Origin of the sequence: Streptomyces sp. NPDC101166, assembly GCF_044768125.1 — a bacterium.
Taxonomy (GTDB): domain Bacteria; phylum Actinomycetota; class Actinomycetes; order Streptomycetales; family Streptomycetaceae; genus Streptomyces.
In genome coordinates this window covers 1-15,993 of the sequence record NZ_JBIWPF010000043.1, presented here as the reverse complement: position 1 = coordinate 15,993, position 15,993 = coordinate 1, and the positions used below count along the sequence as shown (strand labels likewise).

The window sequence follows — 15,993 nt, the reverse complement described above, 5'->3', positions numbered from 1 at the left end:
TCCAGTAGTCGCTCACCGACGCATTCAACCGCCATCGCAGCCCGTCTGCCAGCCACTATGCACGCCGCCAGTCGCCAATTGAGATGACTTCTAAGTCGATGGTGTCGAGCTAAGTGTCAGGGCGGCAGTGCGCGCAGGGCCGCAGGCCGCCGACGAGGAGGCGGCGTGCTTCGTACCGGCCGACGGGACGGCGGCACTTGCCCGTCATGCGGCAGTCCCCGGCGTGAATCCGGACGGGCGGTCGACCGCTGCCGATTCCCAGCTCTACCGTCCACTGCGGGGGGCTAGGGACGGCGGAGCCGACCGCGCTCCGCCACTGGGTCGCCAAGTCGCCGTACCTCGACCTGCTGCTGCACCTCAGTGGCACGGGTTCCTTCGCAACCGACTCGGACGGGCTCGACTGCTACGGACCGCAGCCCCCCAGCAGCACCAGCTGCGCCGGGACATTGTGGCCAGGGCCAGCCTCTTCGGTTCCCCGAAGGTCCGGGACCTGTGGGAGGCCGCCACCAAAGCCATCGCCGATCTGCACCACGTCTGCACTGAGGGCGGGTTCTACACGAAGCGCGGCGCCGTTCGCCCCGGCATCACGGACCCGGACTTCGGCAGGTGCAAAGCTGCCCATGAGAAGACGGAGGAGGAGCTCATCAAGCAGCTCCGGCATGAGATGGACGTCGACAAGCATTTGCAGGACTGAGTCCCCACACTCAGGGCGCACGGCACCCCCCTCGGGTCACCCCGCGGCAGGGGACTGAGGCCCTGGAACTGCCAGGATGGGCGCTGTGAGCACCCCCTCGCCGCCCTCTGGGCACCGGCCCCCGCCCCAACATCCCCACCCCTTCAGAGCCCGCCGACCGGCCCGGCATCGCCGCGCAGTGCGCAAGCGTTTTGTCGATCACGTCTCGAGCCAGATGAGTGTGCTGGCCAGGGTGATCGCGGCACGGTAACGGTCGGGGTGTTTGTCGTAGCGGGTGGCGATGCCGCGCCACTGTTTGAGCCGGTGGAAGCAGCGTTCGACGACGTTGCGGCGCCGGTAGACGACATTGTCGAAGCCGCAGGGCCGTTCGCGGAGTCGTGCCCGACCTGCGAGTTGGTCGACCCGCTCGGGGATGGTCGCTTTGATCCCGCGTCTGCGCAGGTAGGAGCGGAAGGAGCGGGCTGAGTATCCCTTGTCGGCCACGATCCGTTCGGGCCGTTGACGGGGGGCCCGGGCCTGGGCCGGGCGACGCGGATGGCGTCGATGACGGTTTCGGCCTGGGTGCAGTCGTTGCGGGTGCCGGCCGTGACGGTGAAGGCCAGCGGTCGTCCCCGTCCGTCGCAGGCCAGGTGGATCTTGCTGGACAGCCCGCCGCGGGAGCGTCCGAGTCCTCGCCCCTCGAGCCCCCTTTGGCGGCGGTGTGCTGATGAGTCCTGACGATCGTGGAGTCCAGGGCGACCAGCCAGTCCACCTCCGCCCGCCCCTGAGCCTGCCCCAGCAGCCGGTCGAGCGTGCCGTTGGCGGCCCAGCGGGCGAACCGCCCGTACACCGTCTGCCAGGGTCCGAACCGCTCCGGCAGATCCCTCCAAGGCACACCGGTGCGGAACTTGAACACGATGCCCTCCATGACCTGGCGGTGATCACGCCACCTGCCCCGGGCACGGCCCACCGGAGGTAGCAACGGCTCGATCACCGACCAAGCGGCATCAGATATCTCCCCACCCCTCAGGACCAGTCCAACGATCGGATGATCGGAAAGACACTCTCTGGCCCCGCCTCACTGAGGGGGAGGACCGGTGAACCTGGCGGTCGCAACGCCCCAACACGGGGCATGGACGACACGGTGGCTCATGGCGCCGTCGAACCGGAGATGGGCAGCGGTCCGTCGTGGTCGAGCCAGGCCGCCCGCCGGGTTGGCCTCGGGTGCAGCCGGTCCCGCGCGTCGTGGTCGCTTTGCCGTAGAGGCGGGTGACGGTCACGGCCTGCTCTTTGTCTTGTCGCCGGCCACCTGGGGTGCCATGGCCCTCGTCGCTGGCCTCCCCTTGCTGCAGTTGCGGTGGGCGTATCTGAACCGGCCGCGTTCCGGTCCTTCTGCGGCGGGCTTCGGCAAGTCTGTCCCCGGGCGAGTGTGTGCGCCCGCTAGGCTTCCTGCTGCGAGCCGCTGACCAGGTCAGATCCCGATGCCCGAGAGTGGCGCCCTTGTCGTCGTGCGGAGCATTGTCAATGCCCGACACGCGCGCAGAGGTGTGATGGGGTGTCAGTGGTGTCCCCCTTATGGTCCAGCCTTGCGCCAAGTCGCTTTCCCTCTCGCTTTGTGACGACTCGTCACATGCTCCGTTCCGGACTTTTGAACGCCCGATCGGCCCCTTTTTGGGGTCCCGCATGGATCTCTGAAGTGGCGACAGAATTCGGCGTGAGTAGGTTCATTCGTAGGCGGCCGGGTCGGCTGGCATCCCTGAGAGATGGAGAAGCGAAATGCCTGCGAGAGGGAGAATCGGAATGCGAACGCGTACCGTGGTCGGGATCGCATTGTCGGTGGGCGTCACCGTCGCGGCTGTAACCACCGTGGACTACGCGTCGGCTTCAAATTCCGCGTCCGCCCCGTCGGTGCAAGAGGCTGCCGCCTCCTTGCCGCAAGGAGCAGACGTGGGAGGAAACGGCCAGACGGGCGGCTACGGTCAGACGGGTGGGAACGGTCAGACGGGTGGGAACGGGCAGACGGGAGGAAACGGGCAGGCGAGGTACGGCGACCGTTCGGACGATCGCGGACGGGTCTACGTCAACGAGCGAACGTATTCGGTCGAGGGGGGTGAGTGCATCGCTGTAATCAGTAGTCCGGCGACCAGCTTCAACGTCCGGAACGAAACTGGCAATAGGGTGGAATTCTTCGCCGGGATTACGTGCGACAACGGTGCTGCAATTGCGACTATTGGGCCCGGAGACTCCAGCAACGCAATCCCCGGAACAGTGGTTCTCGATGGAGCTGTGGTGCCGTTCGCGCTTGTCGGCAGCTTCCGGGCAGTCGACAAGCATCACCACTGACCCCGGCGCAGGGGCAGCGCTGTCCCTGCCCCTCACCCCGGCCGTCTGCTTACGGAAGGGGAAGGCGAGGCCGGCATGCGCGGCCTCGTCGGTCACGGGTACGCAGTGCCGATCGGTGGCTGCTGAAGTCCTTCCACTCGCCGAAGAGCGGAAGGTGTTCACCCGGCCCGCGCCGAAATCCGCAAAGGCTCAGGTGAATTCCTCCTCACGCGGGTGAAGGGTTCGACCAAGGCCCTGGCGGAGCGCCTGGGGTCTCGCGCCGGCCTCCACAGCGACGACACGCGTCTGCCGCCCGAACGAGAAGCGGCTCCCGCGAAGGGCGCCAGCCGCAACCGCCCCACCTGCCAGCCGGCCGCCGTCTCCTCGAGTACCGTGCCCACCCCGCCGTCCCAGCCCGGCCTCCTGCCGCCCCAGCCCTCGGCCCCGGCCATGCAGACCCCGCCTGCAGCCACAGAACACCGTGAAAGCCACCGCCGGCAGGCGACGGACAGCACCACGGGATTGCCCAGTGGCCCGATCGCACTACAGCAGGCAGCCGACGAGACCATGTCCAGCACCAGCATCTCCACGGCACCATGAGCGGGGCCTGCAGCGCCGGGTATGGCGGGATGCCGCGGCAGCCGCACAGGATGCGGTGCCGCACTACGCCCGTACCAAGCGCCTGAACCGCTCCGAGGTCGAGGCACGCCTCCGACACCAACGCCCGGCCATCCGCCCGCGCTGCCGCCTGGAGGTGTTGGGGGAGTGGTGGTCCGACCGGGAAGACGCCTTACTGTCCTCGGCGGCGGCCGTCAGGGGCGGCCGCCCCGCACCTTCCCAGCGGAGGGGGCAACAGCTCGACGCGCCGGAGGCAGAGCAATTGTCAAGACCTGTGGTTAACTGATGGTTTCAGAATGAGGTCGCGAGCGTATGGGGCGCCGCCGGATGAGGCGAGGGCCTGTCCGGTCTACCCCATGCAGTTCTGTCTCACGGCCTGACCCACGACGGCCGGCAGCCGTGCAGGCTCACCCGGTCGGCCTAGCCACTGTGCATAGTGTGCTCATGGATCGATTCGTGGGTCAGGGCCGCCTCGAATGGTGGGCCAATCAGTCGACTTGCCTTGAGATGTACGACATCGACATCACCGTCACTGTCGACGCGGTCGGCAAGTGGCAGGCAACCGGGCGGCATGCCAGCGCCCTTGGCACGACCCAACGCGAGGGCTGGGACTTCCTCATGGAGATGGACCCCCACTTCTCCATTGCGTTTCCCGGTGAGGACCGCGGCGGGATCACGGTCCGAGTCGTAGAGGCCGAGGATGGAACCCTCACGCTTATGGAGGCACCAGACTGGGACGGCTCGGTGAGCGTCACCTTCGACCTCACCTGAGTTCAGCTCGGAAGGGCGGAACCCGACTTCGCCACCCTCCTACCGACTTCGGTGCGTCGCCGCCCATTACTGATCTTTCAGAATGAAGTTCGGAGGCGGCGAAGACATATGAGGCAGCAGGCCAGTTCGAGCAGGCCCTGGTGGAGATCTGCGCGTCGGTCGTAGCGGATGCGGAGCCGCTTGAACTGGTGCAGCCAGGCGAAGGCGCGCTCGACCACCCAGCGCACCTTGCCCAGTCCGGAGCCGTGCGCGACGCCGCGTCGGGCGATTACCGGCTTGATGCCGCGCTTCCACAGCAGACGTCGGTACTTGTCGTAGTCGTAGCCCCGGTCGGCGTACAGGCGTCGGGGCTTGCGGCGGGGGCGTCCTCGTAGGCCCCGAATCGCTGGGACGGCGTCCAGCAGCGGCAGCAACTGGGTGACGTCATGTCGGTTCCCGCCGGTGAGCGTGACGGCGAGCGGGGTGCCGTGGCGGTCGACGATTAGATGGTGTTTGGAGCCGGGACGGGCGCGGTCGACGGGCGAGGGACCGAGGTGATCCCCCCTTTCAGGGCCCGGACATGCGACCCGTCCACGGCGCAGTCGTCCAGGCCGAGAAGGCCAGCGCGGCGTAGTTCGGTGAGTAGGGCGGCGTGCAGGCGCGGCCAGACACCGGCCTCGGTCCAGTCTCGCAGCCGGCGCCATGCCGTCACCCCGGAGCAGCCCACGGTCTCGGCAGGGACATCACGCCAGGCGACACCGGTCCGCAACACGTACATGACGCCCGCGAGGGCGGCCCGGTCGGGAACACGTAGGCGACCCGGGTAGCGATGGCGCCGTGCGGGCTCGGGCGGCAAAAGCGGGGCCACCCGCTCCCATAGGTCATCCGGAACAAGATCAGCACGCACCCCGGACACCCTGCCGACCAAGATCATGGAGCACAAGACCCACAGCTGAACTCATTCTGAAATGATCAGTAAGGCGTACGCGTACCGCGAGCTCAAGACGCGGGAGTGCGCGTTCGGCCGCCTCACACGAGGTGAGTGCAGGCGGCTCGTCGTGTACGACGGGGGGCGGCTGCCCCCAGGCACGATCCAGCCCGTCACCGCCACCCTGACCCCGCTCGACGAAGCCGAAGCCCTTGCGGAGACCGCACAGGAGATGTTCACCGACGTGATGAACCAGTTCGGCCTCGACCCACAGCTCTAAAGCGGCCGAACGCCCCTCCCACGCCGAGCACGGCGACGTCCCCGCCCCGCGCGCGGCGCTCCCAGCCCGGGGCTTTCGCACGCCGCCCCGGCACCGGGATCCGGCAGGCCAGCCGCCGCGCCGTGACTCCGGCACGACGACCGTCGTTGTCCCGGGTGGTGCCGCCCCTTGCCCGCGCTGTGACGGTGCCCGGCCGAGTGCCGCGTCAGTCCACGACTGACGCGGACAGGTAGGTCCCAGACGCGCCGCGTCACTCACAGCGCCCCGCCCGTGTGGCCACGCCACCAGCAGGCGCCGGATCGTGGGGCCGGCCGTAAGGGACGGCACGGCCATGACCTCCACCCACCCGCGCAAGCGACCGCAGCGGCGCAGCGAGATCCCCCACGGCCCGCAGCAGGACACGGGCCTGCAGCAGATCCGCGACACCCTGCCGCCCGCGCCCGCCCCCTGCACGGTCGAGCCCGCCCCGCGCCCGGTAGGCGAGGAGGTGCCACCGGAGCTGCTGGCGCTGGTGACCCACCACTGCCGCCGCATCAACGCCTACCTCGCCCGCGCCCAGCACCTGCAGACCCTGCACGGCGACAGCATGAAGCAGTGGCAGCGCCTGGTCCTGTACGCCCTGACCGACGCCCTCGCCCACAACCACCTCCTGGTCGGCACCCTCGCCGCCTACCTCCAGCGCCAGGACCTCGACGCCGACCTGCTGCGCCGCTACCTGTAGTCCCCCGACCCCGACCGCTACATCACCGTTGAGGCCGTCCAGCACCTCGACGGCCTGACCGGCGCCGTACCCGAAGAAGCGGCCGAGCCGGTCTGGACGGCCGTCGGTCGGCAGATCGCCCGCGACGGCCGCTTCAGTTAGCCGTACCGGGGCGTAGTGCCCGGCGTATGTGGGTGTCGGCGGTGCGGTCGTCGGCGATGTGGCTGAAGTGCTGTGCGGAGTCGGGGTGGTCGCGCAGGACGTCGGCGATGACGGATGCGGCCTCACTCGTCAGAGCCCGCAGCCAGGGGGAGATCTTGTCCTGGGCGCTCCACTGGTCCCAGGCGCCGTCCCAGGTGCACATGGTGTGGGCAGCCTCCTCCAGCAGGTCCCAGTCGGCGTGGTCGGCGGCGTAGGAGCAGATGCCGTGCAGCCAGATCACGACCGCTGCGGCATCACCGAACTGCACCATGTGCTTGTCGTCTCCGTGGACGTGCTCGGCCAGGGCGCGCAGCAGGTTGTGAGCTTGGGCGGGTTCTCGTGCGAGGGCCGGCCCGGCCTGCTGGGCGTCGAGCTGGGCGAGCACGCCGACGTGGAGTTCGTAGTCCTCGGGGTGGTCACCGACCAGGGTCAGCAGAGTGTCGACGGCGGCCGCGTCGCCGGTGCCGGCGGCTTCGAGCAGCGTCTGGGCGGCCGGGAGGGGGTATTCGGGGATGATCGCGTGTTCACGGTCGATCAGGGCGAGGAGGTCGCTGACGGTCTGGGGGCGGCGTAGCGGATCCTGGTGGGTGGCGATGCGGACGATGGTGCGCCACGGGCCGGGAGGGGGCAGCAGTGGCAGATTGGTTCGAGGGAGCTCACCGGTGAGGGCCCAGGCGATGACTCTGCCGATGCTGTAGATGTCGCTGGACGCCGTTGCCTCATGCGGCGTTCCGGACAGTTCCGGGGCAGCGAACCCCTCGGTGCCGATGTAGAGGCCGGTGCGGCCCACCTTGGTGGTCTGGCCTCGTGGCCGGCGGACGATGCCCCAGTCGGCGAGGGTCCAGCGGCCGTCGAAGTAGAGGATGTTCGACGGTTTGATGTCGCGGTGCAGCCAGCCGTGCTCGTGCGCGGCGGCCAGCACCGATGCCAGGGCGTCGACCAGAGCGCGCAGCTCGGCCGGATCCTGCAGCACCTCTTGACGCTCGGCGGCGGTCGCGTCCGCCCAGGGCATCACGAACCAGGTGTGGTCGGCGCCGAAGTCGAGAATCGGCATGGCGTGATGATGCCCGTCCAGCACCTGGCCGATCTCGATCTCGCGCCGCATCCGGGCCACTTGCCGTTCGGCCGGGTATTTGCTGTGCAGCTTCTTCAACGCCACGGTCGTGCCGAGGGTCTTGTGGGTTGCCTCGAAGACGTCCGCCTGGCCCCCGTCCGGGACCGGTTCACGCGGGCAGGAGTAGTCCTTGCGCTCGCCGCGAGCGGCGCGGCGGACCGCGGCGTAGGCCCCCTGTCCGGGCGGTGCAGTCATCACAACGGCCGGGCGAGCGGCGTGTGCAGGGTGTGGGATACGGGGACGCGCCGGGATCCGGCGGGCCGCGTACACCGGGTAGCCGCTGACGGTGCGGGCCTCGGCAAGTTCGTAGCCGTCGGGGGCCAGATGGTCATTGACCAGTGCCAGCAGCCGCTGGATCTCACCGGGGTCCGTCCGCACGGCGGGGTGGATCATTTCCGCGAGGAAGCGGAGCAGGACCTCGTCAGTGCCGTCGGCAAGTCCGAAGCGGGCGTCGCCAAAGACCCAGTCGTCCTCCCAGTCCTCAGGATTGTTGTAGCGGTGCTGGACGATGTCGCGCTCGACCGAGGCGAACCGCGGGTCATGGCTCTTCAGACGGTCCAGGTCGTACAGCCTGCGCAGGAAGGTGACCTCGTCCAGGCTGCCCGACCAGCTCGCCCCGCTGCTGCGCAAAGCGTCGAACAGGTGCCGCCGGGTGACGTCTGTGATGACCGCCTGGCGGGCGCGCCGTTCCTCGATTTCAACAACCTTGCGGTACCGCTGCCGTTCTACCTCCTGCCGGCCCACCTGAGCCCGCCGCTGCTGCTCAGCAGCCCAGCTCCGTCGCCATCGGTCCTCGCTCAGCAGATCGGCGACTCTCTCCCCTGAACCCGCGCCCGCTCGATCTTCTAGACAGCCTGAGCGGGCGGCCTCGGCTTGGATCTCCCGCAGAACCGACAGCAGCGGCTCTAACTGCTGCGGGAGCCGCTCCCCGCGCAGCCACGCCATGACCGTTTCGCGGGACACCGGCGGCTGTGAGGCCTTGGACAGTGCGTAGCCCGACGGCCGGCCGCCCAGACGATCCCCTCTGAGCGCGCCCACCCGCCGCAGATCCTCGAAGAAACTCGGCGTCCCGCTCAATGCCCGCCCCCGTACGTCCCGGTGTCCGGAACGGACACCGCCGGACACCCGAAACCCTAGGCCTGCCACGAGCGCGCCGGTAGCCAATCCGTCCAACCTCACTCCTCATGGCGAGAATGAGAGCCTCGGAGGAAGGGGAGGCCGGGCTTCGTGCGTCAGGGGGCCAGGTCCGCGACGGCGCGGGCGGGCTTGATGGAGCGTCCAGGGCGCCAGTGGTTACTGGCCCGGGTGGACTGCCTGCACGCCGGTGCCCGCGTACGCCTTGGGCGTCAGCGTGAGGAGGAACCGCCCGGCCGGGTGCGCGGCCGAGGGCCGGGAAGCGTGGATGGCGTGGACGGCGGCCCATGAGTGCCCGAACCGCAGCAGCTCGGTGGCGGTCACCGCTGCGTCGGTGTCGAACGCCTCGATCCGGATGAACCGCAGTCCCTTGATGTAGCCGAGCAGCCCGGGCCGTTCGGCGTCGCCGGCCGTCAGCGACAGCACCGGCGCATACAGATCCCCGAGACCGCCGGAGGCCTGCACGTAGAACGCGGCGACGGCCTCGTTGAACAGGTCCTTCGGGTCGTACAGCGCTCCCGCGGTCGTGTGGTCCAGGACGACCGCGATGCCCGCCACTACGCGGCTGCCCGCGGGCCGTGCGCGGCGCCGCCCAGGCGCTCCAGCAGCGCCCGGGCCTTCGCCTCGGCCTCCGGGCTCGGCGCGCTGCCGAGAGCGGAGGCGAGCTCGGCGCGGGCCAGCTCGGCCCGCTCGGCGTATTCGGCCTGCGTGGGCGTGCTCTGCGCGAGGTCCTCGACCAGGCTGCGGATGGTGGTGCCGTGCTCGGCGGCCAGCTGGGCGAGTCGGTCCCGCGCGGCCGTGCTCACCTTGATGCTCGTCTCGTCTGCTGCCATACCCCTCACTCTAGCGCACCCTCTACTGCTGGTAGAGGAAATGCGGCGGCATGCTCCGGTAGCCCCGCGACTGGCTTTGTTCACGAGATCGGGTTCTGGCTCACATTCCGTGTAGTTGTTACGGAGAGTCAGATCTTCGGAGCCATGCGATGGCGGTTTGGATGGGCGCGAAGCCGCGGAGAGGTGAGTTCCAGGGCCCGGTTGTCACGGCCTGTGCTCATGTGGTTGAGCCAGCGTTCGTACCAGTCGAGGAAGTCGGTGGCGGAGGAGACGTTGGGGCCCCAAAAGCCGTCGCTGTTACCAATGAGGACGCGGCCTGTGAGGGGTCCGGTCACCGCGATGACGCATACGTCCGTGCAGCCCATCTCGATGATGTGGAGGAAGAGATCGCGTCCGTCGGCCCTGGGGTCTGTGCCATCGAAGCTGCGGGGTGTACCCGGTTCTCCGCGCGGATTCATGATCAGCAGGGAACACTGCTCCAGCGTCATGAGGCCGTAGAACGGTGCCGCGCCTGATCCTCCGGCATGCGTGAGGAATTGTCGGTAGGCGTCGGGCAGGACAATGTCGTGCTCGGCCTCGAACGCAGCGACGCGTGCTTCCGCCAGCTTCGGACCGAGGCAGAACTTGTGCTGCTCTTCCCTGAAGGAGTGGCTGCGGAGTGGTTGGAAAGGGATCGCGGCCAGCTTGCGACGCAGGCGGGGTATGCGGGGATCCATCGTGCTCTTCTCTCGTCCCCGTCACCCTATGGGTGGCTGTGGTCAGCTGGCCAGAAGAACCCTCTTCCGCAGCAGAGCGAAGCCGGCCCGTCCGAACATCTGGCGCTTGAGCATCTTGATCCGGTTGACATGTCCTTCGACGACACCGGAACTCCAGGGCAAGGTTAGGCCGGCGATGACGGCATCACGGTCACGTTCGATGCCTGCGGCGAGGGTATGGAGGCTGGGGAGGTCGTCTTGCCGGACGGCGTCGAGCCACTGCGGTAGCCGTTCGCCCTGGCGCTCGGTGAGCATCTGGGCGAAGGACCGGACGTGACCGGTGAGGGCGTCGAGTTCGGGGCAGTGGACCAGGACGGCTTTGAGTCGAAGGTGGTCGATCTCCGGGAGGATCTCGGGGCGCCGGAGGATCCAGCCGGCGACGACGCGGGGTGACGGTGGCCGAGCTGTGATCGGGCTGGGCGAGGTCCGCTTCTCCCGGAGGCGCGAACCCGCTGGTAGCTGCCCTGATAGCCGAGCGGCACAATCTCCTCCCAAACCGTCCAGGAGTTCGTGCAGCCCTGGTTCCAGCGGTCATCCAGATAGGGCTTGAACGCGTCGAGCTTGGACGGTCGACCTTGCCATTGCCCGCGGAAGAGGTCCTCTGGGGTGGCTGCGTCGGCGAAGAGCTTGACGGTGCGAGAGGTCATGCGGAGTTGGCGGCCGATTGCCCTCCGGCTGAGTCCGGCGGCCAGCAGTTTGTGGACGGTCGCGTGCTTGGCGCAGGTGCGGTCGGCGAATCGATGTCCGGTAGGCCACGGCGAGCCGGACGGGTCTTCGAACTTCTCCAGCTCGGGGGCAGGCTGGGCTGGACCCGGCGCCAGCACCCGCAGGCACCCGCGGTGGTCTGCGACACAACGCTCGGCGGCTTCGCTCAGGTTGTGCCAGAGGTGCCACCTGTGGACGGATCAGTTTCGGGCAGCTTCCTGCATGCCCACCGCCTGCCGAACGTCACTCAGTGTGGTGATCCACGGAAAGTGAGCCAGAGCCCATTCAGGTCCACAGGAACATGCTCATCGCGTCGCACACGATGGCGGACCGTGTCCTGACTGGCCGGATGCCGACGGCTTCATCGACGCCGTGAACGCAAGGCCGAACATTTCCTTGCCTTTGTCGGAATAGCCGCAACTCATCACATACCGCCGGCTGAGTTGAACCCGTTTAACTGCGCGCCGCGCGTCATCAGCCCAAGCTACAGCGGGCGGTACGTCTGGTAGTTGCCTTCCAACGAGGTGGCCGCTACATCGGCTACGTCCGTTCGCGGACCTGCCACACACCCCTCCAAGAATGCGCGGACTCGTTCACCTGGCCATCCCGCTGCTGCTGCCGCAGCCCAGAAGCGCAGTCCGTCGTGAGGCTGCAGCGGGGCAAGAAAGTCGAGAATGCAGTCGACGATCTCCGGCTCCGGGACCGCGCGCAGCATGGCAACAGCGCGAAGGGCGCCGTCGGCAAGCATGGGCTTTCCGCTGTCCAGGCACCATCGCACGGGGACTGAGACGCCCTCTTCTGCGCCGCGCAGCCGCACGATCGAATCGCCCAGAGCGACATGCACCATCGTGGCGTCCCTGGGCTGCTGAGCCAGATCGCTCAGGAACGGGACCGCTGGTCGGTGGTCGCACGCTCCGAGCGCCATGACCATTTGGTACTGAGTTTCCCACGTCCGCGGGTCGAGAACCTCGCGCTGCAGAGCCTTCAGCAGCGACGGACCGGCGGTCGTGACGGCGAGTCTGCGCAGTCGTTTCGCAGCCGCACGGCGCTTCGCCGAGGATCTGTCGCCAAGCTGAACAACCGCCTCGTCCAACGTCAGCACCGCGTACGCCTCCCGATGAGATCCACCCGAACGCAACGCTACGCGGTTCCGCTGACACTGAACGGCGGGGCGACGTCTTCGGGCACCAGACGGCCATAAGAAGCGACGTGTCAGGGGCGAGCTGAGCATCGGTGTCTGGTTGATGACGATGACGCTTTTGCGGGACCAGGTCGACGCGGTACTCCCCCGCTGCCAAAGCCCCTCACAGTTCAGTCTCGGTGTCCTCGTGAGAGCGGTGGTGCGCGATTTGTGGAAGGCAGCTCCACTGCCAGCCGGCTGAAGTTGGATTCGCTTGCCGCAGTGGCAGCCGCCTCAACCCTCAAGGTTGATGGATGGCCATCGACTGACCTGTGCGATCGACTCGCCTCTCGACCCTCAGCCCGCGGTGAGCACTGATCGCGTGCCGGTCCAGTTGGACAGTTCGAGCGGCGACGCGACGGTCTCGGCGTGAGCGCCTAGCCGGAAGGATCGTCTCCCTTGGCACCCCGACCTGACCGTTGCAGCGGGCCGCCAATGCGGCCTGTTCGACGGCAAGCACTCCGGAGCCCACCTCGTCACCGCCACCCGGTTGGCTTCGTTCACCGGGCCGGTCAAGCCGACGCGCGCGTTGACCATTCGTTACTCATTAGTCGAGTTCTCCTTCCGCCACTTCCACCGCCAGAGCTCGTCGGCCCGATGGTCGTGTTCGAAGCCTTCACCGAGGGGCCCCACCTTCTCGATCACCTCGGCGGTGCGTGGGTCGTCGCGTAGGGCGAGACCGTAGGCGGCTGCCAGACGTACGAGTTGGTTGTCGTCGCTGAGCAACGCCGCCAAAGCGTCGGCGATGGCGGGCCCACGGTCCCGAGAGTCGGCCAGCGCTGTCGCGGCCGTGCCCCGCAGGTCTGTGTCGGGGTCCTCGGTCAGCAGCAGCAGCGCGCTGGTGATCTCCGGGAGGAGGTCGTCGTCCCGCATGCTCGCTGTGCACGCCGTGAGCCGCACCTCGGCGTCCGGGTCGCGCATGAGGGTGAGCAGGGCGGCCTTGGCCGCGGGGGTGCGGCAAACGTAGTTTGCAGTGAGGGCGTAGGGCACTTTGCGGCGTATACGCGGATCGGGATGGTCGGCGTAGCGGAGGCCGATGGCCTCCTGGTCCGGATGGTCGTACTCGGTGAAGGTGTCGAACACCTTCGCGAGCATCTCCTCCTCCGTCTCCTCGGCCGCCCAGGTGGCCAGAAGTTCGCTCACCTTCTTCTCGTAGTAGGGGCTGGTGTCGAGAATCCCCCGCATCCGCAGGTAATCCATCACGAACCGGCGATGCATCGGGTCAGGGTCGTGGCGATGGGCCACCACGGCCGACCAGGTCTCGAAGCTGCGGCGCTGGGTGAGGACCCAGCAAACCTCCGACCAGTTCACGTGCTCCTCATCCCGCGGCTCGATAGCGCGAGCGATCAGTTCATCGACGGGGGTCAGGATGCGGAAGGCCCACTCCAGCGAGGTCAAAATGGCGCCGTGGCCAGCCCGTACGACGAGGCCGCCGAGTGAGACCTGATCGACCCAGTTGTATTCGCCGTCCTGAACGCGGATCGTCGCGGCCGGGCCTGGCGCGCCAGTCCTGCGCCGCAACTCCTCGGCCGGGCCCACCTCGTACCAGCCCCGCGCCAAGGCAAGGAGTCCCTCACGGGCGGCTTCCGAAAGCCGCAGACGGGGCTCGTTGCCCAGCACCGCAGAGAAGACTGCCAGGGAGCCCCCGTCGATGGCGCGCCACAGCGGTGTGGTGCCGTCTGGCAGCACCCGGTCAGGGTCCGCGCCTCCCTCCACCAACGCCTCGGCGACCGGCTCGTCATACGCCGCCACGGCCCCGCACAGCACCGGAAACCCGTCCACGTCCACCGTGTCCGGATCCGCGCCCCTGTCCAACAGATCCCGCACCGCCTCGGCGTCTCCCCCGCGAACCGCCGACCTGAGGCGAACATCGAGTCCACCTTCGCCCATGCTTCCGTCCCCCACTCCGAGTGAGTGCTCAATAACTCGCCAGCCCGCCGAGCAGAGTCCGCTTCTGCGAAGGCCAACTCACCCGAGAATCCCACCGGACCGCATGCCCAAGCTATCTGCCGGCCCTGCAATTCAATGACGTATCCCTGCCAATTTGGTTTTCGAAGGATGTAAGAGGTGGGCGCAACCGGGAAGCAACTCCCCCTCGACCGGTGCCTCCCACCCACTGCCCACAGACGCATACGGTGGGCGCCCGGCTATCACCCCGGGCGTCACAGGGCCGCACAGGCTAGCGTGGCCGGCCCGAACAAGCACTACGGCACCACCTGGCACCGCCTGGAGCGAATGCTTGGCAACCTACTGACATTCGTATCTGCGCGACCCAGCGCTGATGATGGCCGGAAGCCCGGCGCGCCCACCCTGCACGTGCCGGCGGTCGTTACTCCGGACCCGGTGCCGCTGCTGCGCTTGGCCGCGGAGGAATCTGGCGGCTCCCACGCGGCTGCGGCCGCGCTCGAGGTCGCACGGTGCGCCTTGTGGGACTGCGCGGACTCCTCGCACAAGGAGATCACCGAGTACGTCGATGCCAGCCCGCGGGCAGCCGGGAAGTCGGCGGTGGTCCCGGACCGCTGGGGCGGGACCACCGCTTCGTATCCGCCGCTACACCCGTTCGTCCTCCTCTACGATCTCGAAGAGGTCCGGCTCCGGGGTGGCGAGGCCGCCGAGGCCCTTGACCCTCTGATGGAAGGCGTCCGCCTGCATCGCCTTGTGGTGCGAGGCGGCGTCCGTCCACTGCGCGGTCTCGACGAACACGCGCGGGTCGCGCACGGAGCGGTATATGCGGTTGCCGAGGAAGCCGGGTTGGCTGCTCATGTGGGCGGTGATGTCCTTCAGTATCCCTTCGAACGTGGAGACGTCGCCGTGGACGGTGAGCCGGTTGATGACGGTGATCACTGGGATCCTCCAAGGGGGGTGAGGGCGCCGACGCGTTCGCGGAGCGTGCGGCGGAGAATCTTTCCGTTGGGTGAGCGGAGGACGGCGTCCAGGGAGTCGATGTACTTCAGGTGTTGGTAGTACGGCAGCCGTTGGTTGACGTAGGCGGTGATGTCGGCGAGTACTGGGGACTCTGGGTGCGCCCTACCCTTCGTATCCGAGGCGAGGACGACGAAGGCATGGGCCACGGCGCCGCGGTACGGGTCGGGGTGATCGACGACCGCGCAGTCACGGACGGCCGGGTGCCGGATGAGGGTCTGCTCGATCTCGGTGGGTGAGACCACCCAGTTCTCGCACTTGAAGACGTCCTTGAGCCGGTCCGTCAGGAACAGGTTCCCGGCCGCGTCCTGGTGGCCGACGTCTCCGGTCGGGAACCAGCCGTCGGCGTCGACCGCCGGTGCGGCGGAGCCGAGGTAGCCCCGCATCACCTGCGGTCCGCGGACCTGCACCTCGCCCGGCCGGCCGCGACCGGAGCGCCGGTGCCGATGTCAACCAGTCGGCACTCGGTACCGGGAACAACCGCGCCCACCGAACCCGGGACGGGCCGGGAAGGGCGCTGGCAGTGGGTGAGCGGGGAGGTCTCGGCCAGGCCGTACCCCTGGACGACCGGGATGCCGAAGTGGTCGGCCAGCGTACGGGCCGGGGCGGGTAGCAGGGTGGAGCCGCCCGAGAAGACCGCGCCGACCGTCCGCAGCCGCAGGTCCGGCAGGCGGGCGTCGGCCGCGAGGTGCGCCAGCCGTACCGGGGGACTGTAGAAGTGCGTGGCCGCGTGCCGGTTGGCCGTCTCCACCGCGATCGCCGCGTCCGGGTCCAACACCTAGCTGTATTGACCCGCAGCGTTGTTGACGCGGCTGATCGGGGTCTTGCCTCCGAGTGCGGTGTGGCAGCGATGGTAGTTGTAGGTGTGCAGGAAGGCT

The 15,993-nt window shown here is 68.3% G+C and carries 16 protein-coding genes and 2 pseudogenes; 5 read left to right on the top strand and 13 right to left on the bottom strand.

The genetic code is table 11. The features are described from left to right. Positions 1 to 109: 109 nt before the first annotated feature. Positions 110 to 367, bottom strand: coding sequence for a DUF6233 domain-containing protein (locus ACIRS4_RS35890; protein ID WP_404204096.1), 258 nt, complete (start codon positions 365 to 367; stop codon positions 110 to 112). Positions 368 to 448: 81 nt separating this feature from the next. Here ACIRS4_RS35890 and ACIRS4_RS35885 point away from each other — a divergent pair, with 81 nt between their 5' ends. Next, positions 449 to 694 carry a hypothetical protein gene (locus ACIRS4_RS35885; protein WP_404204094.1) on the top strand — a complete coding sequence of 82 codons (246 nt, stop codon included), beginning with the start codon at positions 449 to 451 and terminating at the stop codon, positions 692 to 694. 198 nt (positions 695 to 892) lie between these two features. Here ACIRS4_RS35885 and ACIRS4_RS35880 read toward each other — a convergent pair. After that, positions 893 to 1,703, bottom strand: a pseudogene (locus ACIRS4_RS35880) (IS5 family transposase). Positions 1,704 to 4,057: 2,354 nt separating this feature from the next. On the opposite strand from ACIRS4_RS35880, the gene ACIRS4_RS35875 reads away from it, so the two are divergent. Then, entirely contained in the window at positions 4,058 to 4,384 is a 327-nt protein-coding gene (locus ACIRS4_RS35875; RefSeq protein ID WP_404204092.1) for a hypothetical protein, read from the top strand. 77 nt (positions 4,385 to 4,461) lie between these two features. Here ACIRS4_RS35875 and ACIRS4_RS35870 read toward each other — a convergent pair. Continuing rightward, positions 4,462 to 5,297, bottom strand: a protein-coding gene (locus tag ACIRS4_RS35870) for an IS5 family transposase (protein WP_404204089.1) whose coding sequence is annotated in 2 segments (ribosomal slippage) — positions 4,462 to 4,931 and positions 4,931 to 5,297 — 837 coding nt in all. Because the reading frame shifts where the segments join, the coding sequence is not laid out codon by codon here. A gap of 34 nt (positions 5,298 to 5,331) precedes the next feature. On the opposite strand from ACIRS4_RS35870, the gene ACIRS4_RS35865 reads away from it, so the two are divergent. Continuing rightward, complete coding sequence (locus ACIRS4_RS35865) at positions 5,332 to 5,571, top strand: hypothetical protein (protein WP_404204087.1); 240 nt, start codon at positions 5,332 to 5,334, stop codon at positions 5,569 to 5,571. Positions 5,572 to 5,902: 331 nt separating this feature from the next. Beyond that, the gene (locus ACIRS4_RS35860; RefSeq protein ID WP_404204085.1) at positions 5,903 to 6,292 is read left to right on the top strand and encodes a hypothetical protein; all 390 of its coding nucleotides are present in this window, start codon (positions 5,903 to 5,905) and stop codon (positions 6,290 to 6,292) included. Positions 6,293 to 6,425: 133 nt separating this feature from the next. Here the strand turns inward: ACIRS4_RS35860 and ACIRS4_RS35855 are convergent, their stop codons facing one another. The 5 genes from ACIRS4_RS35855 to ACIRS4_RS35835 form a co-directional block, all read right to left on the bottom strand. Continuing rightward, a complete protein-coding gene (locus ACIRS4_RS35855; protein ID WP_404204083.1) occupies positions 6,426 to 8,624 on the bottom strand; it encodes a protein kinase in 2,199 nt (732 codons plus the stop codon). A gap of 255 nt (positions 8,625 to 8,879) precedes the next feature. Further along, positions 8,880 to 9,278, bottom strand: coding sequence for a hypothetical protein (locus ACIRS4_RS35850; RefSeq protein ID WP_404204081.1), 399 nt, complete (start codon positions 9,276 to 9,278; stop codon positions 8,880 to 8,882). Then, positions 9,278 to 9,553, bottom strand: coding sequence for a hypothetical protein (locus ACIRS4_RS35845; protein ID WP_061926294.1), 276 nt, complete (start codon positions 9,551 to 9,553; stop codon positions 9,278 to 9,280). Before ACIRS4_RS35845 ends, ACIRS4_RS35850 begins: the two co-directional genes overlap by 1 nt. 128 nt (positions 9,554 to 9,681) lie before the next feature. Next, positions 9,682 to 10,269, bottom strand: coding sequence for an SMI1/KNR4 family protein (locus ACIRS4_RS35840; RefSeq protein WP_404204078.1), 588 nt, complete (start codon positions 10,267 to 10,269; stop codon positions 9,682 to 9,684). Positions 10,270 to 10,311: 42 nt separating this feature from the next. Continuing rightward, complete coding sequence (locus ACIRS4_RS35835) at positions 10,312 to 10,563, bottom strand: transposase (RefSeq protein WP_404204076.1); 252 nt, start codon at positions 10,561 to 10,563, stop codon at positions 10,312 to 10,314. 746 nt (positions 10,564 to 11,309) lie between these two features. Between ACIRS4_RS35835 and ACIRS4_RS35830 the strand changes: the two are divergent. After that, positions 11,310 to 11,435 (top strand): annotated as a pseudogene (locus ACIRS4_RS35830) (IS5/IS1182 family transposase); the annotation flags it as partial. Positions 11,436 to 11,497: 62 nt separating this feature from the next. Here ACIRS4_RS35830 and ACIRS4_RS35825 read toward each other — a convergent pair. The 5 genes from ACIRS4_RS35825 to ACIRS4_RS35805 form a co-directional block, all read right to left on the bottom strand. After that, positions 11,498 to 12,115 (bottom strand): HEAT repeat domain-containing protein, encoded by a 618-nt coding sequence (locus tag ACIRS4_RS35825; RefSeq protein ID WP_404204074.1) that lies wholly within the window; start codon positions 12,113 to 12,115, stop codon positions 11,498 to 11,500. A gap of 618 nt (positions 12,116 to 12,733) precedes the next feature. Further along, positions 12,734 to 14,083, bottom strand: a complete 1,350-nt coding sequence (locus ACIRS4_RS35820; RefSeq protein WP_404204072.1) for a HEAT repeat domain-containing protein — start codon at positions 14,081 to 14,083, stop codon at positions 12,734 to 12,736. Between the two features lie 660 nt (positions 14,084 to 14,743). Next, positions 14,744 to 15,037 carry an antibiotic biosynthesis monooxygenase family protein gene (locus ACIRS4_RS35815; protein WP_404204070.1) on the bottom strand — a complete coding sequence of 98 codons (294 nt, stop codon included), beginning with the start codon at positions 15,035 to 15,037 and terminating at the stop codon, positions 14,744 to 14,746. Then, positions 15,034 to 15,501, bottom strand: coding sequence for a hypothetical protein (locus ACIRS4_RS35810; protein ID WP_404204068.1), 468 nt, complete (start codon positions 15,499 to 15,501; stop codon positions 15,034 to 15,036). Before ACIRS4_RS35810 ends, ACIRS4_RS35815 begins: the two co-directional genes overlap by 4 nt. Continuing rightward, a complete protein-coding gene (locus tag ACIRS4_RS35805; protein WP_404204066.1) occupies positions 15,501 to 15,890 on the bottom strand; it encodes an AMP-binding protein in 390 nt (129 codons plus the stop codon). Before ACIRS4_RS35805 ends, ACIRS4_RS35810 begins: the two co-directional genes overlap by 1 nt. Positions 15,891 to 15,993: the final 103 nt, after the last annotated feature.